This window comes from Vibrio sp. YT-15 (assembly GCF_033337445.1).
GTDB lineage: Bacteria > Pseudomonadota > Gammaproteobacteria > Enterobacterales > Vibrionaceae > Vibrio > Vibrio alginolyticus.
Window position 1 is genome coordinate 11,099 of the sequence record NZ_JAWOQR010000017.1, and the last position, 25,847, is coordinate 36,945.

The following is a 25,847-nucleotide window of genomic DNA, read 5'->3' on the forward strand; positions in this document are numbered from 1 at the left end:
CATATAAAGTGGTAGAAGTTTACAGCAATATTAAAAATTAATCATGTTAAACGCTGTATTTTGAAAGCTAAGTAGATGTTAATATATGAAGCCGACAAGTAGGATTATCGGCTCCAAGGTAGGTATTAAAACACTGCCCCAGCTCCCGTCCTATATAGGCTCAAGAAACTTAAGCATTGACTAACACCGACAACCTTACATGTCGGGTAGCAATAATTCAATCAATATTATTCTCCACGATAACGCGCCATTAGTTGTTCTGCTTTTTCATCGTATCCATCCATTTTTAAACAGCTTGCAAAAAACAAATAACTCTTAGGCTTGTTGAATTTATAAGCTGGAATGAAACCTAACAAAACCCCTGCGGTCATTGCTATGAAAAACAATCTATTAACCTGAAAATTGTCAATATAACCACTCAGAATAAAGGCAAAAATAGCTAATGAAGTTACCCACAACACAAGTGCCATTTTCCGACTATGCATAAAGGCAGTTACTATTGGCAATCCGCATGCAATACCACCAGCTATAGTTTGCCAATGCATTACCGAATTATAAGTAATAAAATTAAAAACGGTTGTTGCCAGAATAAAGCTGTACCCAAAGGTCAGCGGTCTAAACTTAAAAATATTCACTTTCCTAATCGCCTTGCTCTCGCTGTCTTTCATCGAATACACCGCGCCAAAATGCTTCTAGTTGTTTTTCTAAAGCATCAATATCGACAGTTCCATGCCCTTTTACCATGCCTGTAATCAACCGATCTTGATGTTTATTTTTAATGTCCAGCAGAACCTCTTCTGATTCTTCCTTCAAAATGTCTCGCACATCAAACCCCAACAAGAAAGCTGTTACCAATTCAACGTTCCAATCGAAATCTTGTGGAACATAACTTTCCCAAAGGCGATCTTGATGAATTAGTTGATACTTGTTCATCAAAAGAAAAAAATCACTCGCGTCCTTTGAATTTTCATTTCCGCGCTCTCCCCAGGCTATGAGTTTCATCAACGCAATGCCCGGCAAAGACGCAACATTGAATGTCAAACCATCAATAACAACCTTTATAGAAGATTCAAACGCCTCTTTGAAGCCAATTACGGACATGGTTTCTTCGTGTTTAGGTGGCCACTGTATGCGTCGTTCATCGTCTTCTAAGTCACCGAATGGAAGAATATCTACTGGATACCCCGATTTAGGCTCTCGTAAACGATGAACCAAATCAGTTTCTATCAAACCAGAACTTATTAATGAAGTCTTAATGTCTTCGAACTGGACCCAAGTGTTAACAAAGATTGCTGTATCAATATCTGCTGTAGCTCTACCAGGTGCGTGTCCAAAAATTCCATGCATAACGATGTCTCTTGCGGTTGCACCTGCAATAAAGTACGGGATGTCTAATGCATTAGTAACTTTAACAACATACGATAAAGCTTCTATAAACTCTTGGTTAAGGGAGTGTTTTAAGGTGTAAGTACTTGTCATTAATAATCTCCGCAACTTCCCTATTCCGGCCGTCTTGAGTTGCAAGCAACTCAGCAATGGTAAGTAATGCTCTACCCTTATCAGTTATCGTCAATCCATTCCCCCAAAAAGGGCGACAAACCTGTAATCGAGGCGCATTTGAATCTGATTTATTGAACTCATAACCATAAACTTGACTATTCGAATATAGAAAAAGCGATTGTGGATGAAGATAGTCTGTGAGCTCTGCTGCTGCAGTCTCACCACCCCAAATAGCACCGTCAGGTAACTCAATTGATTTCCAATCTAAAGGAGGTGGACAAGGAATTGTTCTTTGCTTAGACCCAATATGTTTGTAATAGCTCAACAACCAGTCATACATAAGAGTGTTTTCATCGAAAAATCGACGTTTGACTTTATCCTTTGGTATGTAATTTTTTTCTATTAAGAACTTGATGGCTTTGTTTGCCATGCTGACTGAGATACCTGCTTTCTGAGCAATTGACTCATAGGTTTTGCTTAATAATAAAGGCTCACAAATCAATGCGAAGACACATTTTACGATACCTTCTGTCATTACTACCGGTTGCTTTGTTATCCCTGCACTTACATTTGGCTTAGAGATGAAGATATATAGGTCATCAGACACTATCCTCACATTTCCCGCTTCATCAATAAAATTAATCCCCATGTTCACACACTCTTCTTTTAAGAAATCTGTAAGGGCATTAGTGACTAAAACAAAGCGATCATCAATAAGGTTATTAGCTTTCACGCTACGTAATGTGTCTTTTCTATGGATTCGCTTGAAATCAACCTTAAAGCTGTATGTCCGATCGTTAAGCCAAATCCGCAAGGTGCCATCGTAGTTCTGTTTAGGGTCAAACTTAAACTCAGACTGCCAAGACTCAGGCAAGTTATCTGTGAAGTTTAAAAATTCAAAATCCATAGCCATATTTACACAAAATCAAAATTTACATGAATCATGTAGAAACTATAATCGTGAAAACAGAGCAAGTAAAGATAAAGGTTTTTGATTAACAAAGGTCAATTCAAGCAATCGTAGTTACGTTATATGCAATAAGTAGGGTTAAAAAGCTGTATAAAATAAGATCAATGAAATCAATTATCATTTACGATCTCATTCGCAATTGGTTCGGGCAATGAGGTTAATGATGGTTAGTGTGTGAGTAGAATAAAGTTTCATACAAGTAATAGAGATTCATACTAAGTATTAAACTGTCATATTATAAGGCGGCGTTCTCCAATCGGTACGCTGCCTTTTTTGATTACGGATGTTATGGCTCTAAGAAAGTTCTGCCCCATTATTAGTTTCACCAAAGCCCTACCAGTGAAGTAGTAAGTTTCCCTATTTTGCATAAATACTTATTTGTCGAAATCTGATACAACACTACAGTTTTGCTACGATATTTGATATTGTGGCAAAAACGATTATTGAGTGAGTCAGAATGATTTCAGGGTTAAATGGTGGAAACTGCATTCTTAGCTCTATGGCGAAAGAAAGAGTTAAGAGTGGCATTCTAGATCAGGCGCATGTTGTGGGCTGCAAAGGTGAATACACGGTCGTACTTAACGGTATGGATTGGAATGGTGAGCCGCTTGTATTGAGTAGTTCAAGGAAGCCTTATGAGGCTCGTATCTTCAAGAGCTTAGACGGTGCTATCGCTGAGTTGTTGCGTATTGGGCTTACAGAAGCATCTATTAAAATTACAGCTAAATCAGACAACGATTAATCACAAATCATTGAATTTGGAACAAAGATGAACATTAAAGAAGAGACAGTATATTCAAACGTTGAGACAGCCAATAGCAAGCAGCTTGCGATTCTCAAGAAACACTTCCCAAATTGCTTTGATCGTGATGGTAATTTCATTCAAGAGCGAATGCTTGAAGTGGTCAATGACAGTGAAGTTGAACTCTCAAAAGAAAGCTATTCGTTGAACTGGTTAGGTAAATCATACTCTCGTTTGTTGGCGAATTTACCACCTAAAACTTTGATTCACGCAGATGTAGAGCACAACGCTCAAGAGCAACATAAAGACAGTAAAAACTTGCTTATCAAAGGTGACAATCTCGAAGTGTTGAAGCATTTGGTTAATGCCTACAGCGAAAAGGTCAAGATGATCTACATTGACCCACCATACAACACTGGATTAGATGGTTTCGTCTATAATGATGACCGTAAATTTACCAAAGAACAGCTTGCAGAGTTGGCAGGGCTTGATATAGATGAAGCCGAACGTATTTTGAGTTTTGCAGATCAAGGGTCTAGTAGCCATAGTGCTTGGTTAACTTTTATGTACCCAAGACTATATGTCGCTAAAGAGTTTCTGCAAGAGGATGGAGTGATTTTTATCTCTATAGATGACAATGAGGTTAATCAATTGAGACTCATTTGTGATGAAGTGTTTGGAGAGTCGAATTTCTTAGGGACTATCATCTGGAAGAAAAAAACTAATGGAAATAATGTGGGGTACATTCCTCCTGTTCATGATTACATCTTAGCTTATGGTCGTGCAAATTTAGAAGCAGCAATAGCAGGTGTGCCATTTACACAAGAGTATATAGATAAGACATACTCCAATCCAGATAATGATCCCCGTGGACCTTGGACTACGAGTGATTTATCTGCCAATCACGAAGGTCCACATTTCCCAATTATTAATGAAAAAACAGGTAAAACATATTTGCCACCATCTGGTCGTTATTGGGTGTTCAATGAAGAGGAGGTTAAGCGCAGAATTACTGATGGTAGAATTATTTTTGGTAAAACTGGTAACGCAGCTCCTATACAAAAAAAATATCTATCAGAAAGGGTTAGCCAACGAACTAAAGCTGGTTCGTGGTGGGATTCTAATGGCTTGAACTCTGATGGGACAAAAGAGATCGCATCCTTGCTAGGACCTAAAATATTTGAACACTCTAAGCCAACTCAGTTGATCAAAGATTTGATTCGAATGAGTACTGATAGTGGCGATGTGGTTTTAGATTTCTTTGCTGGTTCAGGTACAACTGCACATTCAGTGTACTTGTCGAATATCGAGGATAAGAAAGATAGGCGTGTAATATCTGTTCAATTAGAGGAACCTACCGATCCCAAAAAGGGAGCATATAAAGCTGGGTTTAGGACGATTTTCGAGATAACGAAACAACGGATTAGTGAAGCCGCCAAGAAGTTAGGGGAGCAGAACACTGACTATAAAGGAGACTTGGGTTTTAAGCTCTTTGAAATTGTTAATGATTTCCGTATTGAAGAAGATGACAAGGAACTAACCTTGTCCAATCTTACTATGTTCAATGATGTTCTTTTGACTGATGAGCAGTATCAAACGTTACTCACGACTTGGGCTTTGTATGATGGCAGTGAGTTAACGGCTCCTATTTACGATATTGACCTCGATGGATACACGGCACACCTGTGTGATAGACGCTTGTATATGATTGCTCCAGACTTTAGCAGCAATGCGCTCAAAGCTTTACTTCACAAACTTGATGATACGGATGACAAAGATTTTGACCCAAACAAGATTGTTTATTACGCCAACAACTTTGACAGCGTTAAGCAGTTGGAGTTGAACGAAGCACTGAAGAGCTATGCAAATAAGAAATCTATCGAGATTGATGTGGTGGTACGTAACTAATGAGCAAAGGATTCACTTTTGAAAAGAATCTGCCACACCAAAAAGCTGGTGTTGATGCAGTTCTCAATATGTTTATCGGTGCAGAGCCACAATTCGATGACGATCAAAGTGTTAGGCTTTTAGCGAATCCAGAACTCGTTATCACCAAGCCACAACAACGCTCAAACATAAAGGCTATCCACGAGTTTAATGCTATCGAGCACAGCAAAGAGCATTACAACGAAAATAGCAATGTGATTGATGTCTCGATGGAAACTGGTACAGGTAAGACTTACACCTATACCAAAACGATGTTCGAGTTGAACAAAGCTTTTGGTATCAACAAATTTATCATCATTGTACCAACGCTTTCGATCAAAGCTGGTACGGTGAACTTTCTTAAAAGTGATGCGCTCAAAGAACACTTTAGAGAGACAGAGCGTGAACTTAAAACGTATGTTGTTGAAAGTAAAAAATCATCTAAGAAAAACACCAAATCGTTTATGCCTCAAGCGATTCACGATTTTGTAGAAGCAAATAACTACAACAAAAAATACATTCACGTAATGGTGATTAACTCAGGAATGGTTAACTCCCCATCTTTGACGGAAGTATATGACCGTGGCTTATTGGATAACAGGTATAACACACCGATTGAAGCAATTGGTGCTGTAAAGCCGTTCGTTATCATTGATGAGCCGCATAAGTTTCCTAAAGCAAAGACAACGTGGAATAACATTGAAAAGTTTAATGCTCAAAGCATCATCCGCTATGGCGCAACGTTTAATGAGGATTACGAAAATCTTGTCTATCGTTTAACGGCTGTTGATGCATTTAATGATGATCTCGTTAAAGGCATTAATACCTTTATTGAGGAGATGGTTGGTGATGATGTTGCTAGTTTGACGCTCAAAAAATCGACCACAAAAGAGGCAAGCTTTGAGTTAAATGAAAACGGTTCAAAGAGCACCATCAAAGTTGGTAAAGGTGAATCATTAGCCAAGGCTCACACTGAAATTCACGACCTATACATTGAGTCGATGAACACAAAAATGATCGTTCTGAGTAATGGTGTTGAGCTAAAAGTTAATGAATCTATTAACCCATACTCATACTCAGATACGCTCGAAGATAATATGATGCGTAGGGCGATTAAAGAGCATTTCAAAGTTGAGAGAGAAATGCTCACACAGCGCCCACGAATCAAACCTCTGACTCTGTTTTTCATAGATGACATCGAGGGTTATCGTGACGGAAATAACATCTCTGGAAGCTTGAAAACCAAGTTTGAAGAGTGGACTTTGGCTGAAGCTAAGGCACTACTAAAAACCGAAAAAGATGAGTTCTACAAGCGGTATTTGGAAAGAACTATTGCTGATATAAGTAGTGTTCACGGTGGTTATTTCTCGAAGGATAACAGTGATAAAGACGAAAAAATCGAGCAAGAGATTAATGAAATTTTGCACGATAAAGAACTGCTTTTGTCTTTAGATAACCCTAGACGATTCATTTTTTCGAAGTGGACGCTTAGAGAGGGTTGGGACAACCCAAATATCTTCACCCTTTGTAAGTTACGTTCAAGTGGCAGTACAACATCAAAGCTTCAAGAAGTGGGTCGAGGCTTACGTTTGCCAGTGAATGAATATATGGCTCGTGTGAATGGTGAGTTTAGGCTGAACTACTTCGTAGATTTTACTGAGAAAGATTTTGTTGCCTCTCTAGTTCAAGAAGTGAATGAAACATCATTCAAAGAGACTGTCCCATCTAAGTTAACTCAAGAGCTTGAGGATAAAATCTTATCTAAATACTCTGATCTTGAGGCTTTGGATTTGATGATGGACTTACTTGGAAAAGGGATCATCGACAAAAGTAAAAACTTACTCGGCGCAACGGCTTATACGCAGTTAAAAGAGGCGTATCCTAACGCTTTCCCTAGAGGTGTTAAGAGCGGAAAAATCAAAGTTGCCACAGAGGGGAAAACTCGTTCCAAAATGCGAGTTGGTAAGTTTGATGAGCTAAAGCAACTGTGGGAAATGATCAATCAAAAGGCAGTATTAGAGTATAAGATCGCTAGCGAGAATGATTTCCTAAAACTCTTCACTACCTATTTGCTTGAAGAGTCTGAGAAGTTCAAAAAGACTGGCGTTCAAACACGTATTGAAAAAGTGTATGTGAGCAATGATACGGCAATGTCAAAAACAGTATTTGGTGATGATGATGACTTCACCAAGTTCTGTACTATGACCTACAAAGAGTTTGTTAATCGCCTATCGCAAACGGCATTTATCAAACCATCAACGCTGCATAAAGCATTTGTAGCCGTGCAAGGCACGATTAATATTACTGATTATTTGAACATTCAAACCATCAGAAAGATAAAATCAGGCTTTAGTAAATTCTTGTTGCATAACTCATTTAACAAGTTTGGGCTAGGATATAACATAATTTCCAACAGCCTACATCCAACTAAATTTACAGATGAAGCAGGTCAAGCTCTGAAGGATGTTACAGCAAGTGATCTCGGTTTACATTCGGATCATTCTTTACCACCACTGGACAGCTACCTCTTTGAAGATGTGTTTTATGATTCTGAACTGGAAAAGCTCAATATTACCGATGGTGAAATTGAATCTGTATCGGTCTTTACTAAGATCCCTAAAAACTCAATAAAAATCCCTGTAGCAGGTGGTTATACCTACTCTCCTGACTTTGCTTATGTAGTTAAGACCAGTGAAGGGGATTACCTGAACTTCATCATTGAAACTAAAAATGTTGAAGGAAAAGATACACTTAGAAAAGAGGAAAAGCGTAAAATCAAGCACGCTAAAGAACTGTTCAACCAGATCAGTAAAGAAGTGAAGGTTGAGTTTAAAACTCAGTTTGCTGACGATGTAATTTATGATCTAATCAAGCAATCTGTTAGTGCTTAGAGTTTGCTGTTTAAAGGGGAGGTGAAGCCTCCCTATTCATAATGGTTAAATTTATATTCAAATTTATCACTCACCCTCTTCAATATTAGAGTTATTGTTCTAAATTGTTTTTGTCCAGAAACGTGTTTGAATGGGACCGATCAATCTGTGGATGCCCAAGACAACCAGTATGAAACTTTATTCCTCTCCTACAGTTAGTAGGTCCAAAAGCGTTTTTATTCTGTGTTATTCACTGTTCACCGTGCAATCTAGCTTTGCTGCTAATCAAGGTTCTACCACATTACCTTCTGATACCTATCTACAGAACTCGAAAGGTATGTCTATTGGTTATTTTAGGTCCGAAGTTCTACGTACTGATCAGAATAACGTTGCTACTGGCGAACATGATTACGAAATTCGACTACCTGCTAATGCCCTTTTTGCCATTAAAGTGGATGGTCAAGAAGTCAAACCAGGAGAAACTTTTAATTCATCGAAAACCCTAAATAATGGAATTTTGTCTCTTGATATAGCTCCACTAAGGAAAAAGGACATTGGAAAGGTTGAGTATGAGGTTTATATCCCTAGTCTATATTCGATCGATGACCGCTTTTGGGAGGTGTTTGATCCGACTTACACAAAGTGGCTCGACTCTGGCCAGAATGTTGAGCATGAAAGTTGGCTTCCTCCCCTAGCCCAGCAGATGACAGACTTTACTCAAACTCGTAAATACAAAGATGTTTATACGAGAGAAAGACAAGACCGCGACAAAGACACAAACGTCGGGGAGATCCGCAATCATGGTGACCCGGTTACTGAATACGATTACCGCCCAAATACCGAATCAAGAGATGTAAAAGCATCGGTGGACGCATATGTAAATACTGGTGAACTGCATGACTGTGGCGATTGGGTACCACCAGCCTCTGAAACTTATGAGGGATTGAGTGTCGACCAGACATTTACCTGCCAGCAAGATCAAACACGTACTTGGACTTATAAGGTAGGTAGCTATGTGATTGGCACTCACCCTCAACTACAAAGTATCGATGACATCAAATACCGGACTGTGCCAGGCACTAAAAACCCTTGGTTAAGTACTGCATCCGCGTTCGGTGAATGGTCAAATACTGGAGAACCATACCAAATATCTTCTTGGGAACCTCCTATCGTCGCTCAGACGGCCAATTTTACGCAGTCACGCAGTTACAAACAGAATCAGACCCGGACGGAACAAAAGCAGCAGAAAAATGCAGTTACTGGAGAAATCAGAAGCGTTGGTGAACTCAAATATCCAATTAAAGCGGTTACGGTCAACCAACAACGGACAATTGCTGTCTCAGTTAGCGGATGGAGTAACTCAGGAAGCGCCTACAACTGTGGTGCTTGGACACCTGCAGCAAACACTGTAAGCAGTGGTACTCGTTTTACACAAACTCAAGGCTGTACACAAATGCAAGTGAGAACATGGTCATATAAAGATGGTTCTACAGTCATTACTACACGACCAGAAAACAGAACAGTTAGCCTATCACCTAACCGTTCTGCAGTTGGTACAAAATCAACACTAAGACTCGTGAAGACAGGTAGCTATCACACTTATAGAGGTGAATTGAGTTATGAATTATCGTTTGCCAGAGAAGACGGCGATACCATCGTAAACTCTAGTGCTTACGACTCTCAAGCTGGCAAAGCATGCTCACCAGAAGGACATGGTTACACCTACTACACGATAAAAGACCCTAATGCATATTTTGCACTGTATAAGTGCCAACGATAATTATACAAACAATCGATAAAATGGGGCTTCGGCCCTATTTTTTTGTAACGTTCAGCTTAACTCTTCACGAATAGAGTTTATTTCCCCAACGCTATGTCAGTTTTTCAGAGAAGAACACCCCCGCAAAAGATGTTGTGTGCGTGGTTTGGAGGTGGATGTAAGATTTTGAAAGCAGTATGCGAATAGCATACATCAGAGTACTTTAATTGGAAAGTGGCGCTAAATATTGCGCCACTTCTTTATTTGGTTGATTTACAACGACTCTTATACAGGTTGCTTCTTAGGCTTGAACTTAAGGTATAAGAATAGTCCGATGGCAGCTACCACCAGCAAAGCAAACAGGTATTGTGTCAGCTTGTATCCTACATAGAGCGTGATTATCGCCACCGCGACGTAAAACAATTGCTTAAGCTTTCGCACTAGATTCATCCCAATTTTGTTGTGTTGAAGTCTCGAACAAATAATTTCTCAATTCATCCGGTTGGTAAGCATATTGTGCGCGACATCTGTAAAGCGGCAACCCCGCACTTTTACAAGCAAGTTCAACAAATTCATCCCTATCCTTTCGTGACTTCTTCTGGTGTGAACTGTCATCAAGCTCGATTGCAGCTACATAAGACAAGTCAGTACGTAAGCACAGAACAAAATCGAAATGCTTACTGGAAATTTTGGCAAATAGACGGGCAGAATCTTTACGATCGAGCCCTTTTGTAGCGTAAAGCACATCTGCAATTCGAACTTTGCTCATTACTACCAGTTCGTCAGGTACCACAGTTTGCAGTACACCATAAAAGCTTCTTTCAGCTTTCGTAAGCAATCCGCTTTTCAATGAGTAATCAACAAGGTTCCCATCAGCATCTTTAAGTCTGTCATCGCGTGATACCGAAAGTTTCAGCAATTTTTTTATTTGCTCCCAGGCAAACATAACAGCCATGCCTATCAGGGCCAGTATTAGACATAGGATAGGATTCATGAACATTAATCCCATCGTTGCGAGGGCAATGATCCCAAGCCCCACTTGTAAATTCGATATATTCAATATTTTCTCCATAAAAATACCGCCCTCATGAGGACGGTACTTGTTATTTTTTACGGAAGCCAGTGCATCCATTCTTCAAATGGTTAGGACATCCCCAAAATGGTTTGCCTTCGTGTTTCCCCTTCGAAGCAATACGGGTGACCATAGTCAATCCACATTTTGGACATTTGGGAGCTTTCGACTTTAACCTTGCCTTATTGAAAACCAAGAGTAGGAAGGCGATCCCAAGGCCAGCTATAACAATTAATGACTGTCCCGCCAAAAAACCAACTACATCAAATTCCATATTAAGACGACGCGCTGATCGCTTTACCTGATTTCAGCAACTGCACTTTATGCTGCGTGATAGTTTCAAGATCCTTAAGTGGCGTGAAACCTTGCTCTTTAAATGCATTCTGTGCCGATTGATATGTAGCACCGATAATGTCTAGTGGAACAATACGAGGTAAGTTGTCTGTTTTGCTAATACGCTCAGAAAGGTAGCCTTCAAAGTATTCGCGGCAAGCATTTTCGTCTACGGTATTAGCAATCAAGCTGCCAGAGCAACGGACATAACTAGCAACACCTTTCGTATCCATTTCTAGGATTGGACCCGGTTGCTGCATCGATAACCCGAATGCTGAAACGGCAACAAGAGTACCAAGTAGGAATACCCCTTTGCGCTTACTAAATGAATACCACTTTTTGTCGTTGTCCTCTTGTGACATTGCGAGTGAATTTTCTTGAACGTTTTCCAAGGTAGAGCCCTCTTTTCATACGTGTATAGACAAAATTGTCTAGTTAGATAAAACCTATATGCAATTCATAACGCTAAAGTTTCATCACGGAGTTTTTACAGATATAGAAGTCTGATTAAATTTACCTCATTCTATAACGCTGAACATTGAAATTGTAGTAATATCTAGCAGCACTTAATTTTGAAAAGGTACGATTGTGAAAAAATCCACTACTATCCTACTTGTAGGAACAGGTACTGCCTTGGCCATTCTTGGCGCCGGCACATATGGTTACATGGCTATAAACAGTAGTTACGAATCTACAATAGCGAAGTTGGAATCTATCGATGGTATTTCAGTAGAAAGCCACCAGCTCTCTATTGGTTTAACTGACAGTAGTGCAAAAACCGTCATAAAGATTTTGCCAAATGCGTCAGGTGTTTTAGGAGAGCAATTAACATCTGGTGAGCCTATTGTTCTGGAAGCAATACATAAACTTGGATATTTTTCATACCCTTTCGAAATTAAGCATGATCTACAGTTCGATGAACATACTTCTCAGCTGGTAGCCGACAATTTGAACCTAGAAATCCCTAAAGGGGAGCACATGCCAATTCCGGGGCAAATTATGACAAGGCATAGCTTTAATGGTGACTTTGATGTCATAGCGATGACTGATCACATCAATTACGGTGAACTACTGACGATCAGCCCTACCCGCGTCTATTTCACATCTACTAGCGATGGTAGCGACGCTATCCTAAAGACCAGTACTGACACAATTAAAATGACTAGCAGTGGCAATACTGGCAATAAGATGGAATTAGAGGGCATCAACTATCAATGGCGTGGTTCACTTACCGATTGCAAGACTATCTGTGAAGGTAGCCAAGAGATTAGTTTGGCGAGCTTTAAGCAACTTGATTACAACGATGCTATTAATTTGTTGGCAACTAACCTTGGTTTTTCATCAAGTACCTACATACAAGATGAAAAGTACCATTTCTCATTCAATGCCATTGCAAAAGAGCTGGAGAACAGCGTGATCCAGTGGAAGGATGTTGGACTTACTACAAGCGTGAATGATGTTAAAACAAGTGCAGTAGAAGAGTTTAGCGACGAATTGAAGGTTGTCATGCAAGCGGACACACCAAACTTCCTCGCTTCAAGTAAAATGGAAAAGATGTATGCACGACTGCTTGAAACAGGTCTGAAATTCAACATTGATAAAATGGTCGCATATACTGACAACGGCAACATTGCGACTCAACTGCATGTTGAATTGCCAGAGGGAAAAATGCCTAACCTAATGCTGAACCCACTAGGGCTAATCACAGTGATTAAAGGTGACTTAGACGTTCAGATACCTGCAGCCGAAATTGACAAGGTGTTTGGTATAGGTGCGGCTCAGTCTGCAAGCCGAACTGGGTTTGCTTTGTTAGGGAACGATGGAGTCTTCAAAACTAATATCCAGGTTTCTGACGGCGAAGCTACTGTTAATGGACGTTCAATTCCACTTTAGAAGCTTGTAAATTGATAACATATTTATGGCACGTTAATCGTGCCTTTTTTGTGTATAGAAAGTATCGAGCGTTAAATAACCCCCTATAAATCGTGGCACTTATACGATATAGCATTCATACAAATTAGATATATTTGATGGACGGTTTTCAACTGGCCACAATTATGAACGCTTCTCTAAACAACTTATCAATATTACTTCAACTCACCCTAGCTTCATTGCCTCTTGTATCCAACGCGGCAAGTCACGGCACGATTACTTTGCCATCTGATAGGATGCTAAAAGACAGTAAGGGTGGCCCTGTTGGTTACTTCAAATCCGACGTATTACGCACCGCGCAAGAAAATATCGCAACCGGTGTTCATGATTTCGAGATCAGATTACCTGACGATGCCGCATTTTCTATTCGGGCAGATAACAAGGTGATTAAACCAGGTGGCACCTTACCAATGTCAAAAGAACTCAATATGGGTGTACTCCAATTTGAAGTGGCGCCATTGAGAAAACAAGACATCGGCAAGGTAGAATACGAAGTCTACATCCCTAGCCTCTATTCAATCGATGATCGCTTTTGGGAAGTCTTTGACCCGACTTACACTCCGTGGGTCGACTCTGGCCAGAATGTGGATTATGAGAACTGGCTTCCTCCCCTAGCTCAGCAGATGACCGACTTTACGCAAACTCGTAAATACAAAGACGTGTATACGAGAGTACGACAAGACCGTGACAAAGACACAAACGTCGGGGAGATCCGCAATCACGGTGACCCTGTTACTGAATACGATTACCGCGCTGCTTCTGTATCAAGGGATGTGAAAGCATCGGTGGACGCGTATGTGAACACTGGCGAACTGCATGACTGTGGCGAATGGGTACCACCAGCCTCTGAAACTTATGAAGGTTTAACCGTTGACCAAACATTTACCTGCCAGCAAGATCAAACACGTACTTGGACTTATAAGGTCGGTAGTGAGGTTATTGGAACTCACCCTCAACTACAAAGTATCGATGACATTAAATACCGGACGGTTCCAGGCACTAAAAACCCTTGGTTAAGCACTGCTTCTGCATTTGGTACGTGGACAAATGTTGATGCTGCCCATTCCTATACGTCATGGGATCCAGCAATTGTTAACCAAACGTCCAATTTCACCCAGTCACGCAGCTACAAGCAGAATCAAACACGAACTGAGCAGAAGCAGCAGAAGAATGCTGTAACTGGAGAAATCCGTAGCGTTGGTGCTCTGCAGAACAACACCAAAATACTGACAATAAACGAAACTCGGACTATCACAGTTTCTGTATCTGGATATTCAAACTCAGCCGGCGTTTACAGCTGTAGCGGCTGGTCACCGGGCACCGGTTCAGTTAACAGTGGTTCTCGCTTCACACAAACTAGAAGCTGTAGACAAACTCAAGTGAGAACGTGGTCATACAAAGCAGGCTCAACCCTGATCACAACTAGACCTGAAAATCGCGTCATTAATACAACTCAGAGTAGAGGGGCTACAGGGACAAAAGTAGTAACCAAATGGGTTAAAGAGCGCCAACAAGTACCTCAAAGTTGTGATTACATGAGAAACTGGGCAGCTGCACGTGGAACTATCGTGAACAGCTTCCCTGTAGCAGAAGGTGCTGCATGTAACCAACCGGGCAAGGTTTACATAACAATGGACCAAACAATGCAAGGACAGTTCTGCGGGATAACATTTTTAGGATGTAAGTAACTAATTTAACAACTTACGAAAAAGGCACCTTTCGGTGCCTTTTTTATTCTTCGTTCAGCTTTGCTCTTCTTTTTGACGGTCTAAGAAAAAGCTTTCCATGCTCGCTTTCGTGTTCTTAATCCATTCAGCATTATCACAGCTAAACGATTTTTCGGCAGTAGTGAATAACGCATCTAAGTCTTTATCTGGAACAACGTGAGTTAAAGCAAGGAAGAAACCAAAGTAAGCGTTGGTTTGACCAATATTCATGATTTCTGATTCTGTGAATGCAACACCACATTCATTTTCACGTTTAAGACCAACCATTCTGATAGTTCGGGAAATCGTTGGGCTAATCTTAGCGACTTCTTCAAGCTTAGCCTCTACCGCAGGCGAAACCGTTGCTGCTGGCTTTTCCTCTGCAGTGCTATCTACTTTGCTTGAGCAACCCAAAATTGTACTGGTGGCAAGTAAGGCGACGAATAATGACTTAAATTTCATGTTTAATCCTTAGAGGTAAGCTTATCGACTTGAACTCGGTAAATAAGCGCGTCAGTAAATTGTTGCGCTAAGTCTTTTAACTGAGCACGTGATTTCAGTGGGCCAAAAGAATATTCAGCCATAACGGGTTGAGATTGAGATTCAAAGTTGCCAAGAGGGTTTCGAAAATTTACCCCGAACCATTCATGGCCAAGAATCGTAATGTCACCTTTCTGGAGCTGTACGAATCGCTCTGATTCAAACGTGTGGCAGTTATCAATGGCAATTTCATCATCTAACGGTTGCTCTACTACCGCGAGATTGAACATGAATGTTGTTCCACAACTTGGGCATTCCATTACTGAATATGACCAACCTATCCCCTTTTCAGGTTTACCGACATCGAGGTTAAGCCAATCGCCATCCACACCCTGAACATGTCCACCACACTCTCGACATGGTAGAGATACTTCACTCGTAGGTATTACCGTCACACTGTCAAATGTATCCTGCATTATTCAGCCTTAGTATTTTCGTATAGGTAGTAACTTGCCGGGGCAAGCATTTGGTTCTTTTCGGGAGGGAAAGCGAGTAGTTGATAATTTTCAAGCAAACGTGATTGCTGGCCGCTACATGCAAGCACCGTCAGGTAGTTTCCATCGGAGATACCGCCATCAGCTCCATCTAGCATGCCCTCGATAATCAATGGACAATCACTGAATCGAAGCTCGTTTGGTTCAACAATGAATTCAGATTTGAACCGCACCGCGTCATTCTTATAAAGCGTGATGGAATCAAACTTTAGAGGGATCAACTTGCTTTGGTCATAGTCTGCAATGTCACCGGAATAACCGATGAAAGTGGACCTAAATACGCCTATCGGGTTTTCAGACAGCAACTGCCCAGTCGCCATTGCTTCCTGAGCCTGTAACTTTATCCATTTCCAAACGTCTTTTACTGAGGACGTATTCAAAGCAACACCGGCAGTGATGATCAATGCAGCACTAAGAGCGACCTTGTGCTCCTTTAAAAACTGTATTGCTTGCTCACGCTTAGTTTCAGATACTGCACTTTCAATTTGCCTTAGTAAGTGGTCAGTTTCCTCAACGCTTTTAGTCTGATTTTGCAAGCGCTCACCTGCATTTAATTCAGAAGCCATCTTATACGCTCCAACTGCTGTTTATTTGTGTAGATACTAAGTTGTTGGTAAACTTCTTGCAACTTCAAAGCGCAGCGTATTAATAAAATGACAGATTTAAATGACGAAGAAATCAGAAACCTAAAAATTAAACGCGACCGACTAGCTACTGGATCAGTTATCGGTTTGTATTGTCTATGTATTTTTTCACAGTCGATATACGGCTTGCTGTTCTCAAGCCTTTTCCTGTTCCACTTCGCGGCTCTCTACATGATGATGGACCGAAAAAAGTTATTCGGCATAGACATCATGTACCTACTACTTCCTCAATTAGCTAGTGGATTTGTAGCGTTCTTCCTATTGAACTCCAACGTAACAGGTAACGCCTTTGAATTGATGAAGGAAATTGATTTGACAATTTGGTTTGCGTGCGGCCTCGGCCCTGCATTCATACACCGTGGCTTTAACCATTACTTAGGATTAACCAAGAATGGTCATTGATATATCCCTCGATGACGTTGCACGCGGTACTCCGGTTGCACCAATGGTTATTGAGCAGTGTGTAGAGAAAGCAGCTGATAAACTCGATTTCGACTCTACATTGATGATGGCCATTCTTGATGTCGAACGGGGAAAGAAAGGAACAGTTTCTTATAACGAGTCCAATGGTTCGTTTGATCTCGGTCCCGGGCAGGTGAACACAATTCAGTTTGAAGAGTATTGGTTCAAACATGAGTATCCTGCCGTAACTTGGCAGAAGCTCAAAGATGATGTTTGCCTCAACCTTGAGGTTGCTGGCCGCGTTCTAAAGCAAAGGTTGAATGAGCTGAAAGACGGTCAAAGTGTTTGGAATGCTGTTGGCCATTACCATTCAAAGACTAAGAAATACAAACTAATTTACCTGCAGAAAGTCATGAAAGCGTACCGCATCCGTGCCGAGAAGGAAGGTACTGGTTTTAATATTGTACGACAATGAGAGGTCACTATGCTCAACCCTTGGTTAGATTCAACTCTGCTAGGCTCTCCGCTATACCAATGGATTGTTCCAGTTGGTGCTTTAGCTATCGTGTTTCTTATCGCTATTTCTGCGTATAAAAATAAAAATGACTAATTGCATTTGTGGTTCAACAGCTAAGTACGAAAATGATTCATGCGGTCGTGAACGGCTTATCTGCAATGGGTGTGGGATAACCTACGAAACCGATGGAACTGAGGATATTCTTGGTGAATGGGATCAGATAATGTCCCAGTCCATTCAACGAGCGAATATGACGAATGAAAATATACAAGGTACTTTTCAACTTGGTAGAAAGCATATGTTTACTCAACCACCAGCATTGCTGGTTAAATGTTCTCTAGGAGAAAAATTGATATTTAAAAGAACTCTTGATGAATACATTGCCTCTCCTATTACCCAATTAGAGGTGTCTCAATTCAGGTATGAATACGATACCATGCACAAAAGAATGTCAAAAATTTGGAAGGTATGGGGAATTATCAGTACGATTATTGGTATAGCTGCGTATTTGTGGGTTATATACCTCAGTCCAACTGTAATAATTGGAAAATTCATTCTTGGTGTAATTTTCGCATTTTTTGTTTTTTTGTCAGGGATTATGGTAATCGATAAGTTTGCTGAACGTCGCTACCCCCTAACCTTTAAAGTACACAACACAATATTGACTGATGTGAAAGAGTCACTTAAAGAAGTCACTCTTGACTCTGATAAATTAAAAGGATCTGAAAGGGCCATCAAGCTTTACGAGGCAATAGCCAGAACTGGAAGATCACCCTATAGCTTTGAGGTAGATATAATGAGAGAGCTTTGTCGGTTTTAAATATAAAAAAGGGTGGCCTGAGCCACCCTTTCTAGTTCCAGCTGTTTCAATTATCTATCGAGCAAATCATTAATTTTTGCATTCTTCGCGGCCAGTTCGATGTCACGACTATCGTTACTTTCACTAAAAGTCATCTCGATAGCACCAGCGTTGCAAATCGCACCACCTAAAGCCTCCCGTTCAAGGTTGCTAAACTTAAGCTCAGTAATAACCACTACAAGTGGGCTAGGTAGAAATTTAGGTAGTTCCTTAGCAGTTTCAGCGATACCTTTCTGAATCAGCTTCTCTAACGCGTGTCTATCGTTATGCAAGAGATCGAGAACAGTATCATCTAGCGCAATACCATTCTCTTGCCCTTTCCATTTCATTAAAATCTTAGATTCGTAGATGTACATAATAAAAGGATCATTTCTAACAATCTTGTTCAAACGGTCTGTAATACGAAACAAGATCGACAAAATTGGCACGATTAGAGCAATGATACACAGTGAACCCATGCTATCCGTTAGCTGTGTTTGTTCGATAAAGAAGTGAGTGTACTTTAATTCGATATATGTCAGTACAATTAGGATAGACATTGCATCAAGAAATGTACGATTAATTTTCAACGTTAAATCTCCAGTAAACTACATGATTGATTCTTTAAGAGCCTTCCCCGGCTTGAAGTGCACTCTGCCGCGGTAACCAGTAGAAAGCGTATCCCCAGTTCGTGGATTTCGTTTTGTACCAGGTTTATATATTACGGGTGAAAATGTTCCAAACCCTCTAATCTCGGTTCTTTCACCACGTTCAATACCACCAGCAATATCATTCATGACAACCTTGATCGCCTTCTCGAACTCTTCGACGGTAAGTTGATTATTTTTCTCTGCCAATTTGAGAGCTAATTCTTTCGTTGATACTTTTCCAATTTGATACATAACACTTCCTACACCAAGCATGTCTTTCGAATTCTACACCTTGCGTTTTAAATAAATCAACGACTATGTAATATGAAATTCAATAACTTCTGGTCAAGCCATAGTTGGCAATTACATCGGACATTACTGAACAAGCGATAGATCACACATAACTCATTGAGATGCTGTTGTACTCCTTGTCATTCACTAACATGGTAAAATCTCTCTGTATGTCATCTACATCTTGAAATTACCTATGTTTCAAATGTATCCTTAACCACACATTCAATAAAAAGCGTTTTTAATATGAGTACAGAGTCCTCAACCTCAACAAGTTTTCAATTTACTAAAGAAGCTAAGTCAAACGTTGACCAGTTCCGTCAAGCGACTGGTTTAACTCAGCCTTCTATCATCAATAGAATTTTGGAAAAGGTGTCGGCTGATGATGTAAAGACTTGGTGTGCAGACTTGATCGAAGAAAACGAAGCAAGAAAAGAAGAATCAAAGATCCGAGCGAGTCAAATTTCAGAGTTAAGTAAACTTCCATCAGATGTACTGCAAAGTATCATTGCATCGCAGCAAGTTAATGCATAAAGATGTCACTTGCTGACGAAAGAAAGCAGTTCTTTCAACTTGCTACAGAGGCGGGAATGACAGATGACTTGTCCCTATTTGCTAAGTACTTTGGTCGATTTCAAGGCGCCTCAATCGAACTGGCAGACGGTCGCACTGCCAGTTATGAAATTCCAAGAAATGTGCGTATAGCACCAATCAATGGATACCAACCTACTCAAGAACCATCACCTGAACCTTCAAACATTAAAAGTTTTAGTAACAAAACTTTTAATGATTACGCAAAAGCTAGGCTTAAGTAAGCCTCTTCCTTTTCATTATTTCTACTACTGCTATATACTCGCTATCGGACATAAGTAATTATTTTCTATAGAGGTGAGCAAGGTGGCTAATCCAAAAGAAGCGGTAGAAGACTTTCAAGCTGAATTCTTGAGTGTCATGAGCAGAATCAGACGTATGCGTAAGTATCTTAAGGGCTCTGATTCAACTTCGATGATTGCGATGAAAGATCGCTTAGAAGAGCTTATTCTTGAGCGCGAAATTGAAGAAGAAGAAGAACGCAAAGCCCAGGAAGAAAAACAACGTAGTATTGAAGAAGTCAAAGAGATGATGAAAGCCAAAGGGTTATCAGAATCCGACCTGACTGGCACTGGGTCACAAGATCAAGTGGTAAAAAAAGAAGGCAAGAAACCGCGCAAACCAAAGTACTTACATATTGATGATGAAGGCGAAGAACATCGCTGGAACGGCAAAGGTAGAACACCAAAGTATTTTGCTGACCTCATAGAGAAAGGGGTCAACATCGATAAAGATTGTCTAGCTCGTAACTTAGAACCAGAAGACGAAGAATAATTCCTAAATGCCTCCCACTCGGGAGGCTTTTTACATCCCTACCCGATAATATTTACACTACAATTCTTTTTGATTAAGTATCAAGCATGCAATAATAACTACACTTTTTGAATGCGTAGTATGGTGTAAATTTGATATTCAACAATTCTGTAAATCGAAGACCTATTCGGTACTCATTTCTATTGCTTGGTACTTCTCTTAGTTTGCTATCTACAAACAGTTTTGGTTTTTCATCTGAACAAACGGAAGATTGGCAACAGGAAATTCTTGCTCAAGTTCAACGTCAAACTAAAGCTGCACAAGATGCTCAACCTCAGCAATCTAAAAGCACAATGAGTCAAGAACGGATGAACCAGATACTTGGCCAAGTAAGGGACATCGCATCCGTTAAAGGTGAGTTCCAATTACATCAGGTTCAGAGGTACTGCCAAAATGAGATCAGTAGTTTCTGTACTTCAAGTAGTGGAGATACACAGCACTTACTGAAATGCTTGATCAAGCATAAAGACCGGGCATCAAAGCAATGCTCTAAAGTCCTATCTGATAACAACAGAGCCCAGCCTTCCTTAGCTGATGAATGGCGACATGACATCCTCATACCTGCCGGCAGCACCTATTACGTTGACCCGGTAGACAAAAGCTTAGGAGTAAACCTATCGCGCCCTACTCGGTACATGAACATCCCTATTGTTGGTCAGCTTAGTTGGTACGAAGGTGGATCTATTCGCTCCTATGTACCAAGCAAAACCCCAGTGCAGTACGGTCAACTAGTTTTCGCACCTAACCAGGAAATTACATTATTTCCTAACGGCCAGATTAAAAGAGGCGTCCTTCACCAACCAGTTACCATCGGCAACCTGAGCTTTAACGCTGGACAAATCATTACCCGCGATAGTGATAAACAACCATTTCAATCACTCAAATAGTTATCCACTTTTTCTGTGCAAATACCTGTGAATAGAACCCGGAGTACCAATGAAACAAAAGCGTCATCATGAGTTACTTGGCAAATTGTCCAAATTATTAAAATCGATACCAGCTCCAACTGAAAGCATTAGTGAAGTTGCAAACGCTTTTCTTACGCTCTGTATGGGGATTGCTTTCTCTACATACCTATTTAACTGCTGGTTTGATGCCAAAGATCTTACTGAGTTAACTGCACCACTTTACCTTACGGTAGTGTGCTTAATGAGTTTCAACTTTATTATGCGCCCAATCATATCTATGCTTTTGGGCGCCAAACTTTCAAAGCACAGCTTGATTATCCAGTTCTTTGCGACGTTCTTGTTAGTTAATGTCATAGAGAATGATGCGACTACAATCATCGATAAAATACTGGCTAACCAGGGACTGTCGTTGATGGTTCTCGCAGGTGTTGTGATCGCATTTGCAATAAACTATGTGATGCCTATTCGCCTAATCCATACTGAGTTCCGTGAAAGTCGCATGGGTGAAGCTCGGTTAATGAAAGCTCAACCTTCAATCTCGCCAACCGAACGGGACATTAACACGGCAGCAATTCATGAGGCTGGCCACGCATTAATTTACTCTGCAGCAGAAGGTATCCCTGATTCTTTCAAGGTCGTACTCAACGATAAAAATCGATCAGACGCTACTCTTGGCCAAGTAACATGCCCTCGCTCTGGCCACTTTCTAAATACTGGTACTGAATTGGATTTTGAAATGCTACTTAAGCTTGGTGGACTAGCAGCAGAACTGGCAGTATTTGGCGAACACGCAGATGGCGGTCGTAGTGACATAGACAGTTATCAGAATCTAGCACGACATTACCTTAAAGCGGGTTACTCTGAACTACCCTACTACAATGAGCCAGAATCACAGCTTGAAGTTGATGTGAATTGCCAGTCAATAAATGTCTTAAAAGAAGAATACTTAACTAAGCTGGTAGCATTTATGGAAGCCAACAAGCTGCTATTGGTTGAGTTATCAGAAGTACTCAAAGATAAAGAAATGCTACAAATCGAAGATTTACTACCATTCTTTGAAAAATCAGTTATCCCGGATTGGATGCCAAGAGTCAATTTGAGCTAATAACAAAACAGCCTCCCACGCGGGAGGCTGTTTCATTAAGGGGATTAAAATTAACCTTGCCTGTAAATCATGTTCTTTTTATTGATTACAACATTCTCAGATATTTTTTGGTCACAAGAGACATAGAACCGGATTGCTTCTGGAAGGCTCATGAAGGGCTCTGTGGTAAACGACATCTCTTTATCGGTGTTGCTTTCTAAGCTAAACCTATGAGCTTCTACAGGCAAGCTAAGAGGCCTTACGTGGCCAATTTTGAAATTGTAGCGATCGTCATCACTCAATTTATAATAAGCGGATGAAAGGATAGCTTTGGTAGCATAGAAAAATTGTCCCTCTGGAGCCCCCTCTAAGGTGTATTCATAGTTAAGGGCGCAATTTGTCAACTCTATGTTACTGTTATTTGAAATAACCGCTTTAAACTCCGAATGTGCAGCCATAGTGTCAAATATGACTAACTTTCTAACTTCCATTGTTGTACTATGAAAACTTGTACTCCTCAACTCTACATCTGGCAACTGTTGCTGGGTTATATGCGTATTATTTACAACAATTGGTTCGTCACTTGAAGAAAAGCCAGCAATCGAGGCTGTATCTCCCAAGAAACCATAAGCTGAAAGTAAAACAGTTAGAACTAAGGTAATTGTTATTTTAGTGGGTTTGTTTTTCATTTTCTGTCAGTAATCATCATTAATTATTAAACCGGCATTCACTCTTAATAGAATAAATCATGCGGTAGCAATTGAGGTGGCTTGCCCTTGCAACACTTCTTGTATTTTTTACCAGACCCACAATGACAAGGTTCATTTGGCCCGAGCTTTTCTTGTTTAACATGTGGGTTGAGTTTTTTTTCAGGTTCGAGATCGATGTATTGTTTCGCAAACTTATGAAGCTCAAACATTCCATGCATCATCATGCCCCTTCGGCACCCCTCTTGAGCTGCTTCCTCAATCAGTTCATGCGCCAGTTTTTCATTTTTAGGTAAATATTCTCCGCTTATATATTCCATTGCCAACGTAGATTTAGCACTTTGGGCTCCTTCATCAACAGCCCTATTTAAATAGTCGTATGCAACTTTCTGATCGAAATACGGATTTGCTTTATCGTTATAGAATTGGAAAAGGGAAAGATATACGCCAGGCTCTACACCATCGATGCTCATTTCAAAGTACTTTAAAGCTTCATCATACTTGTGCTGGTTGAAATATAGTTCTTCTGCGTAAAAGAGCTGTGCTGGTTCAAACCCGCGTTCAGCTGCAGCTTTTAGCCTTCCTACTTTCTTTTCGATATTCGCATCAGTAACCAATTCAGCAGTCAGTGCATAGTTAAACAGCGCCTCTAGGTCGGCATGCCTTTGAATATACAATTCTTGTGAGTTGTCATCGAATTGACCTAAGAGTTCTTTTTCCATCGAAATGTCAGCGCTTAAAGTGCAGCAGGCATCATAAAGACTCATAGCGACCGATCTCATTGACTCTGAGTGGGCTTTATCATTTGCTGAAACTACTAAGCTGCCACGTAAACTTTGCTCATTGGCCGCGTTATCGACCAATAGAGCTGCTTTCATCTTTGCTTCAAAATCAGAAGACAGGATTCCTTGGGCAACGACCTGTTGAAATTCTTGGATAGAGAGCTCTATCATTTCAACATCACCTATACGGATGCTGCTATCTTCTAAGATGACCAAATCTTCAAAAAGAGAAATTAGCTGCTTACGGCCTTGCTCAACCAACTGAACCATTTTTTCTTTCTGTTCAGAGGAATCACGAACAGCATTTCCGTCATTTGGTAGATCACGCTCGATATGTGCCCCTTTGTTTCCCAGAATCCTTACCTTGTGAAAACTATCTTTGGTTGTCTTACTGATGATTTGTGATTCAAATAGTGTCTCAATTCGCGTAATCAAGTCAGTTCGGTCGAACAAAACATCATGTTTGTCGGCCAATTGAGTAAGCGTAGAATCTACGATGTGGCGATACTGAATCAACGAGTAGTCAGGCATATTTTTAGCAAACTCAATCGCCTTGCCATAAAGTTCACCGACTTCTGATGATACTAGATAACTCAACTCCAAATCGGTTATGACAGTCTTATTGTTCATTGATGTTCGATTCCTTACTAAAGCATTATTTTATTACTTTAATCTCAACTCCAAATCACACAAGATCTTAAGAGCCAGTTTATGAAGTTAGTAGGTATGAACGTTCATTAGTAATGACTTGGTTTATGATTAGTCATCATTGCTTTCAACTAACCAAAAGATAAAGAATGCTTACATCGCACATGACTTACGCTGAAAAAATATTATAATACTTCACATTCAATATTGAGCGTTTCCAACGTTTAAGTAATGCAGCCGTAAGAGAAAGCTATGAAAGAGAAAATCGCCGTTGTACCAGGTGCATTTAACCCCCCTACTGTCGGCCATTTAAAGTTGATTGAGAGTTTGAATCTATATGACCGTGTTTTTCTAGTACCTATTCAGTCCTATGCCCGAGGGGAGCACTTAACTCCATACGAAACACGCATTGATATGCTTCAAGCCTTCCTTAAGGACGTTCCTACTCAAAACGCCTCTGTGTACGCTGTAGAGCATTTTATTCACCCTGATGGCACTTACGTCAAAACTAGCCAGTTAATTGAATACATAGAGTCTGAGAACCCATCTGCAGATGTGACTCTAGTCGTAAAGCCAGAACACATTGCTAAGTTTTCAACATCGAGTGATACATCACACCTAGTGGGTCGAATATCTTTGTTGGTGAACCCCGAACTGACAAACATCAGTAGCTCAATCGTCCGGGAGAAAAAATTCCGCGACATCGACATAAGCGATGATATTACCCCTTCTGTCCACCAGCTTATTCACGCAAAAAATCTCTATGAAGATTTGGCCGACACCTTATAGAAATACAGAATTTTAGACATAAAAAAAGCTCGGAATACCGAGCTTTTTTTATTTGCGGAACGCTTATTTGTTTACTGCATCTTTCAATGCTTTCCCAGCGGTAAATGCTGGAATAGTGGCGGCTTTGATCTCAATAGCCTCACCAGTTTTTGGATTACGACCTGTACGAGCGGCACGCTCATTTACTTTGAATGTACCAAAACCGACAAACTGCACTGGCTCTTTAGCTGCTAAAGACTCCGTAATACCTTCTAGCATTGCGTCAAGTGCGCGGGTTGCTGCTGCTTTAGAGATGTCAGCTTTTTCTGAGATAGCTTCTACTAGTTGCGTCTTGTTCAT

The 25,847-nt window shown here is 40.4% G+C and carries 29 protein-coding genes; 16 read left to right on the forward strand and 13 right to left on the reverse strand.

The window, feature by feature from the left end; genetic code table 11:
* Positions 1-227: 227 nt before the first annotated feature.
* The 3 genes from R7D93_RS21785 to R7D93_RS21795 are packed head-to-tail and all read right to left on the reverse strand — an operon-like array spanning position 228 to position 2,413.
* Complete coding sequence (locus tag R7D93_RS21785; protein WP_053410882.1) at positions 228-668, reverse strand: hypothetical protein; 441 nt, start codon at positions 666-668, stop codon at positions 228-230.
* On the reverse strand, positions 640-1,479 hold the full coding sequence (locus R7D93_RS21790) for a hypothetical protein (RefSeq protein WP_225478254.1): 840 nt from the start codon (positions 1,477-1,479) through the stop codon (positions 640-642). Before R7D93_RS21790 ends, R7D93_RS21785 begins: the two co-directional genes overlap by 29 nt.
* Positions 1,445-2,413, reverse strand: a complete 969-nt coding sequence (locus tag R7D93_RS21795; RefSeq protein WP_083440001.1) for a type IV toxin-antitoxin system AbiEi family antitoxin — start codon at positions 2,411-2,413, stop codon at positions 1,445-1,447. Before R7D93_RS21795 ends, R7D93_RS21790 begins: the two co-directional genes overlap by 35 nt.
* Positions 2,414-2,927: 514 nt before the next feature.
* On the opposite strand from R7D93_RS21795, the gene R7D93_RS21800 reads away from it, so the two are divergent.
* From R7D93_RS21800 to R7D93_RS21815, 4 genes are all read left to right on the forward strand, one after another.
* On the forward strand, positions 2,928-3,212 hold the full coding sequence (locus R7D93_RS21800; RefSeq protein WP_245639084.1) for a hypothetical protein: 285 nt from the start codon (positions 2,928-2,930) through the stop codon (positions 3,210-3,212).
* A 27-nt stretch (positions 3,213-3,239) separates the two neighbouring features.
* Positions 3,240-5,120: a site-specific DNA-methyltransferase gene (locus tag R7D93_RS21805; RefSeq protein ID WP_072161413.1), complete on the forward strand. Its 1,881-nt coding sequence runs from the start codon at positions 3,240-3,242 to the stop codon at positions 5,118-5,120.
* Positions 5,120-8,029 (forward strand): type III restriction-modification system endonuclease, encoded by a 2,910-nt coding sequence (locus tag R7D93_RS21810; RefSeq protein ID WP_053410879.1) that lies wholly within the window; start codon positions 5,120-5,122, stop codon positions 8,027-8,029. The genes R7D93_RS21805 and R7D93_RS21810 overlap by 1 nt, the downstream gene beginning before the upstream one ends.
* A gap of 169 nt (positions 8,030-8,198) precedes the next feature.
* Positions 8,199-9,788, forward strand: coding sequence for a hypothetical protein (locus tag R7D93_RS21815; RefSeq protein ID WP_072161415.1), 1,590 nt, complete (start codon positions 8,199-8,201; stop codon positions 9,786-9,788).
* A 406-nt stretch (positions 9,789-10,194) separates the two neighbouring features.
* On the opposite strand, the gene R7D93_RS21820 is transcribed toward R7D93_RS21815, so the two are convergent.
* Both R7D93_RS21820 and R7D93_RS21825 read right to left on the reverse strand, forming a co-directional pair.
* The gene (locus R7D93_RS21820) at positions 10,195-10,899 is read right to left on the reverse strand and encodes a DUF2726 domain-containing protein (RefSeq protein WP_053410877.1); all 705 of its coding nucleotides are present in this window, start codon (positions 10,897-10,899) and stop codon (positions 10,195-10,197) included.
* A 215-nt stretch (positions 10,900-11,114) separates the two neighbouring features.
* Complete coding sequence (locus R7D93_RS21825; protein WP_053410875.1) at positions 11,115-11,564, reverse strand: hypothetical protein; 450 nt, start codon at positions 11,562-11,564, stop codon at positions 11,115-11,117.
* Positions 11,565-11,760: 196 nt separating this feature from the next.
* Between R7D93_RS21825 and R7D93_RS21830 the strand changes: the two genes are divergently transcribed.
* Positions 11,761-13,065, forward strand: a complete 1,305-nt coding sequence (locus tag R7D93_RS21830) for a DUF945 family protein (RefSeq protein WP_053410874.1) — start codon at positions 11,761-11,763, stop codon at positions 13,063-13,065.
* 164 nt (positions 13,066-13,229) lie between these two features.
* Positions 13,230-14,792: a hypothetical protein gene (locus tag R7D93_RS21835; RefSeq protein WP_276404783.1), complete on the forward strand. Its 1,563-nt coding sequence runs from the start codon at positions 13,230-13,232 to the stop codon at positions 14,790-14,792.
* A gap of 54 nt (positions 14,793-14,846) precedes the next feature.
* Here R7D93_RS21835 and R7D93_RS21840 read toward each other — a convergent pair whose 3' ends face one another.
* Genes R7D93_RS21840 through R7D93_RS21850 form a run of 3 tightly spaced genes read right to left on the reverse strand, consistent with a single transcriptional unit; the run spans position 14,847 to position 16,410 of the window.
* Positions 14,847-15,272: a hypothetical protein gene (locus R7D93_RS21840; protein ID WP_053410871.1), complete on the reverse strand. Its 426-nt coding sequence runs from the start codon at positions 15,270-15,272 to the stop codon at positions 14,847-14,849.
* A 2-nt stretch (positions 15,273-15,274) separates the two neighbouring features.
* On the reverse strand, positions 15,275-15,766 hold the full coding sequence (locus R7D93_RS21845) for a hypothetical protein (protein WP_157052410.1): 492 nt from the start codon (positions 15,764-15,766) through the stop codon (positions 15,275-15,277).
* Positions 15,766-16,410: a hypothetical protein gene (locus R7D93_RS21850; protein ID WP_053410869.1), complete on the reverse strand. Its 645-nt coding sequence runs from the start codon at positions 16,408-16,410 to the stop codon at positions 15,766-15,768. Before R7D93_RS21850 ends, R7D93_RS21845 begins: the two co-directional genes overlap by 1 nt.
* An 87-nt stretch (positions 16,411-16,497) precedes the next feature.
* Here R7D93_RS21850 and R7D93_RS21855 point away from each other — a divergent pair, with 87 nt between their 5' ends.
* The 4 genes from R7D93_RS21855 to R7D93_RS21870 all read left to right on the forward strand — a co-directional run bounded on the left by R7D93_RS21855 (position 16,498) and on the right by R7D93_RS21870 (position 18,227).
* Positions 16,498-16,890, forward strand: coding sequence for a hypothetical protein (locus tag R7D93_RS21855; protein ID WP_053410868.1), 393 nt, complete (start codon positions 16,498-16,500; stop codon positions 16,888-16,890).
* A complete protein-coding gene (locus tag R7D93_RS21860) occupies positions 16,880-17,365 on the forward strand; it encodes a lytic transglycosylase domain-containing protein (protein WP_053410867.1) in 486 nt (161 codons plus the stop codon). The genes R7D93_RS21855 and R7D93_RS21860 overlap by 11 nt, the downstream gene beginning before the upstream one ends.
* Before the next feature lie 9 nt (positions 17,366-17,374).
* Complete coding sequence (locus R7D93_RS21865) at positions 17,375-17,500, forward strand: hypothetical protein (RefSeq protein ID WP_258520374.1); 126 nt, start codon at positions 17,375-17,377, stop codon at positions 17,498-17,500.
* A 157-nt stretch (positions 17,501-17,657) separates the two neighbouring features.
* Positions 17,658-18,227 (forward strand): DUF1420 family protein, encoded by a 570-nt coding sequence (locus R7D93_RS21870; RefSeq protein ID WP_258520375.1) that lies wholly within the window; start codon positions 17,658-17,660, stop codon positions 18,225-18,227.
* Between the two features lie 50 nt (positions 18,228-18,277).
* On the opposite strand, the gene R7D93_RS21875 is transcribed toward R7D93_RS21870, so the two are convergent.
* Both R7D93_RS21875 and R7D93_RS21880 read right to left on the reverse strand, forming a co-directional pair.
* Complete coding sequence (locus R7D93_RS21875) at positions 18,278-18,835, reverse strand: hypothetical protein (protein ID WP_053409932.1); 558 nt, start codon at positions 18,833-18,835, stop codon at positions 18,278-18,280.
* An 18-nt stretch (positions 18,836-18,853) separates the two neighbouring features.
* Entirely contained in the window at positions 18,854-19,147 is a 294-nt protein-coding gene (locus R7D93_RS21880; RefSeq protein ID WP_053409931.1) for an HU family DNA-binding protein, read from the reverse strand.
* A gap of 285 nt (positions 19,148-19,432) precedes the next feature.
* On the opposite strand from R7D93_RS21880, the gene R7D93_RS21885 reads away from it, so the two are divergent.
* The 5 genes from R7D93_RS21885 to R7D93_RS21905 all read left to right on the forward strand — a co-directional run bounded on the left by R7D93_RS21885 (position 19,433) and on the right by R7D93_RS21905 (position 22,603).
* On the forward strand, positions 19,433-19,720 hold the full coding sequence (locus R7D93_RS21885; protein WP_053409930.1) for a hypothetical protein: 288 nt from the start codon (positions 19,433-19,435) through the stop codon (positions 19,718-19,720).
* Positions 19,721-19,722: 2 nt separating this feature from the next.
* Complete coding sequence (locus R7D93_RS21890; protein WP_053409929.1) at positions 19,723-20,001, forward strand: hypothetical protein; 279 nt, start codon at positions 19,723-19,725, stop codon at positions 19,999-20,001.
* Positions 20,002-20,083: 82 nt separating this feature from the next.
* Positions 20,084-20,551 carry an H-NS family nucleoid-associated regulatory protein gene (locus tag R7D93_RS21895; protein ID WP_053409928.1) on the forward strand — a complete coding sequence of 156 codons (468 nt, stop codon included), beginning with the start codon at positions 20,084-20,086 and terminating at the stop codon, positions 20,549-20,551.
* Between the two features lie 203 nt (positions 20,552-20,754).
* On the forward strand, positions 20,755-21,477 hold the full coding sequence (locus tag R7D93_RS21900) for a cysteine rich repeat-containing protein (RefSeq protein ID WP_225478144.1): 723 nt from the start codon (positions 20,755-20,757) through the stop codon (positions 21,475-21,477).
* 49 nt (positions 21,478-21,526) lie between these two features.
* The gene (locus R7D93_RS21905; RefSeq protein WP_053409926.1) at positions 21,527-22,603 is read left to right on the forward strand and encodes a hypothetical protein; all 1,077 of its coding nucleotides are present in this window, start codon (positions 21,527-21,529) and stop codon (positions 22,601-22,603) included.
* A gap of 50 nt (positions 22,604-22,653) precedes the next feature.
* On the opposite strand, the gene R7D93_RS21910 is transcribed toward R7D93_RS21905, so the two are convergent.
* Together R7D93_RS21910 and R7D93_RS26350 are read right to left on the reverse strand one after the other, a co-directional pair.
* Positions 22,654-23,271 carry a hypothetical protein gene (locus R7D93_RS21910; RefSeq protein ID WP_225478143.1) on the reverse strand — a complete coding sequence of 206 codons (618 nt, stop codon included), beginning with the start codon at positions 23,269-23,271 and terminating at the stop codon, positions 22,654-22,656.
* Between the two features lie 44 nt (positions 23,272-23,315).
* A complete protein-coding gene (locus R7D93_RS26350) occupies positions 23,316-24,701 on the reverse strand; it encodes a DUF4145 domain-containing protein (RefSeq protein WP_053409924.1) in 1,386 nt (461 codons plus the stop codon).
* Between the two features lie 270 nt (positions 24,702-24,971).
* On the opposite strand from R7D93_RS26350, the gene R7D93_RS21925 reads away from it, so the two are divergent.
* The gene (locus tag R7D93_RS21925) at positions 24,972-25,508 is read left to right on the forward strand and encodes an adenylyltransferase/cytidyltransferase family protein (RefSeq protein ID WP_053409923.1); all 537 of its coding nucleotides are present in this window, start codon (positions 24,972-24,974) and stop codon (positions 25,506-25,508) included.
* Positions 25,509-25,571: 63 nt separating this feature from the next.
* On the opposite strand, the gene R7D93_RS21930 is transcribed toward R7D93_RS21925, so the two are convergent.
* Positions 25,572-25,847, reverse strand: coding sequence for an HU family DNA-binding protein (locus R7D93_RS21930; protein WP_053409922.1), 276 nt, complete (start codon positions 25,845-25,847; stop codon positions 25,572-25,574).

What these genes read in the sequence shown, in the direction of transcription:
- R7D93_RS21865 (WP_258520374.1), top strand. Translation starts at nt 17,375, where the DNA reads ATGCTCAACCCTTGGTTAGATTCAACTCTGCTAGGCTCTCCGCTATAC.
- R7D93_RS21925 (WP_053409923.1), top strand. Translation starts at nt 24,972, where the DNA reads ATGAAAGAGAAAATCGCCGTTGTACCAGGTGCATTTAACCCCCCTACT.
- R7D93_RS21795 (WP_083440001.1), bottom strand. Translation starts at nt 2,413, where the DNA reads ATGGCTATGGATTTTGAATTTTTAAACTTCACAGATAACTTGCCTGAG.
- R7D93_RS21835 (WP_276404783.1), top strand. Translation starts at nt 13,230, where the DNA reads ATGAACGCTTCTCTAAACAACTTATCAATATTACTTCAACTCACCCTA.
- R7D93_RS21905 (WP_053409926.1), top strand. Translation starts at nt 21,527, where the DNA reads ATGAAACAAAAGCGTCATCATGAGTTACTTGGCAAATTGTCCAAATTA.
- R7D93_RS21890 (WP_053409929.1), top strand. Translation starts at nt 19,723, where the DNA reads ATGTCACTTGCTGACGAAAGAAAGCAGTTCTTTCAACTTGCTACAGAG.
- R7D93_RS21870 (WP_258520375.1), top strand. Translation starts at nt 17,658, where the DNA reads ATGACGAATGAAAATATACAAGGTACTTTTCAACTTGGTAGAAAGCAT.
- R7D93_RS21845 (WP_157052410.1), bottom strand. Translation starts at nt 15,766, where the DNA reads ATGCAGGATACATTTGACAGTGTGACGGTAATACCTACGAGTGAAGTA.
- R7D93_RS21885 (WP_053409930.1), top strand. Translation starts at nt 19,433, where the DNA reads ATGAGTACAGAGTCCTCAACCTCAACAAGTTTTCAATTTACTAAAGAA.
- R7D93_RS21820 (WP_053410877.1), bottom strand. Translation starts at nt 10,899, where the DNA reads ATGGATGCACTGGCTTCCGTAAAAAATAACAAGTACCGTCCTCATGAG.
- R7D93_RS21810 (WP_053410879.1), top strand. Translation starts at nt 5,120, where the DNA reads ATGAGCAAAGGATTCACTTTTGAAAAGAATCTGCCACACCAAAAAGCT.
- R7D93_RS21840 (WP_053410871.1), bottom strand. Translation starts at nt 15,272, where the DNA reads ATGAAATTTAAGTCATTATTCGTCGCCTTACTTGCCACCAGTACAATT.
- R7D93_RS21855 (WP_053410868.1), top strand. Translation starts at nt 16,498, where the DNA reads ATGACAGATTTAAATGACGAAGAAATCAGAAACCTAAAAATTAAACGC.
- R7D93_RS21910 (WP_225478143.1), bottom strand. Translation starts at nt 23,271, where the DNA reads ATGAAAAACAAACCCACTAAAATAACAATTACCTTAGTTCTAACTGTT.
- R7D93_RS21860 (WP_053410867.1), top strand. Translation starts at nt 16,880, where the DNA reads ATGGTCATTGATATATCCCTCGATGACGTTGCACGCGGTACTCCGGTT.
- R7D93_RS21880 (WP_053409931.1), bottom strand. Translation starts at nt 19,147, where the DNA reads ATGTATCAAATTGGAAAAGTATCAACGAAAGAATTAGCTCTCAAATTG.
- R7D93_RS26350 (WP_053409924.1), bottom strand. Translation starts at nt 24,701, where the DNA reads ATGAACAATAAGACTGTCATAACCGATTTGGAGTTGAGTTATCTAGTA.
- R7D93_RS21785 (WP_053410882.1), bottom strand. Translation starts at nt 668, where the DNA reads ATGAAAGACAGCGAGAGCAAGGCGATTAGGAAAGTGAATATTTTTAAG.
- R7D93_RS21805 (WP_072161413.1), top strand. Translation starts at nt 3,240, where the DNA reads ATGAACATTAAAGAAGAGACAGTATATTCAAACGTTGAGACAGCCAAT.
- R7D93_RS21850 (WP_053410869.1), bottom strand. Translation starts at nt 16,410, where the DNA reads ATGGCTTCTGAATTAAATGCAGGTGAGCGCTTGCAAAATCAGACTAAA.
- R7D93_RS21815 (WP_072161415.1), top strand. Translation starts at nt 8,199, where the DNA reads ATGAAACTTTATTCCTCTCCTACAGTTAGTAGGTCCAAAAGCGTTTTT.
- R7D93_RS21800 (WP_245639084.1), top strand. Translation starts at nt 2,928, where the DNA reads ATGATTTCAGGGTTAAATGGTGGAAACTGCATTCTTAGCTCTATGGCG.
- R7D93_RS21790 (WP_225478254.1), bottom strand. Translation starts at nt 1,479, where the DNA reads ATGACAAGTACTTACACCTTAAAACACTCCCTTAACCAAGAGTTTATA.
- R7D93_RS21930 (WP_053409922.1), bottom strand. Translation starts at nt 25,847, where the DNA reads ATGAACAAGACGCAACTAGTAGAAGCTATCTCAGAAAAAGCTGACATC.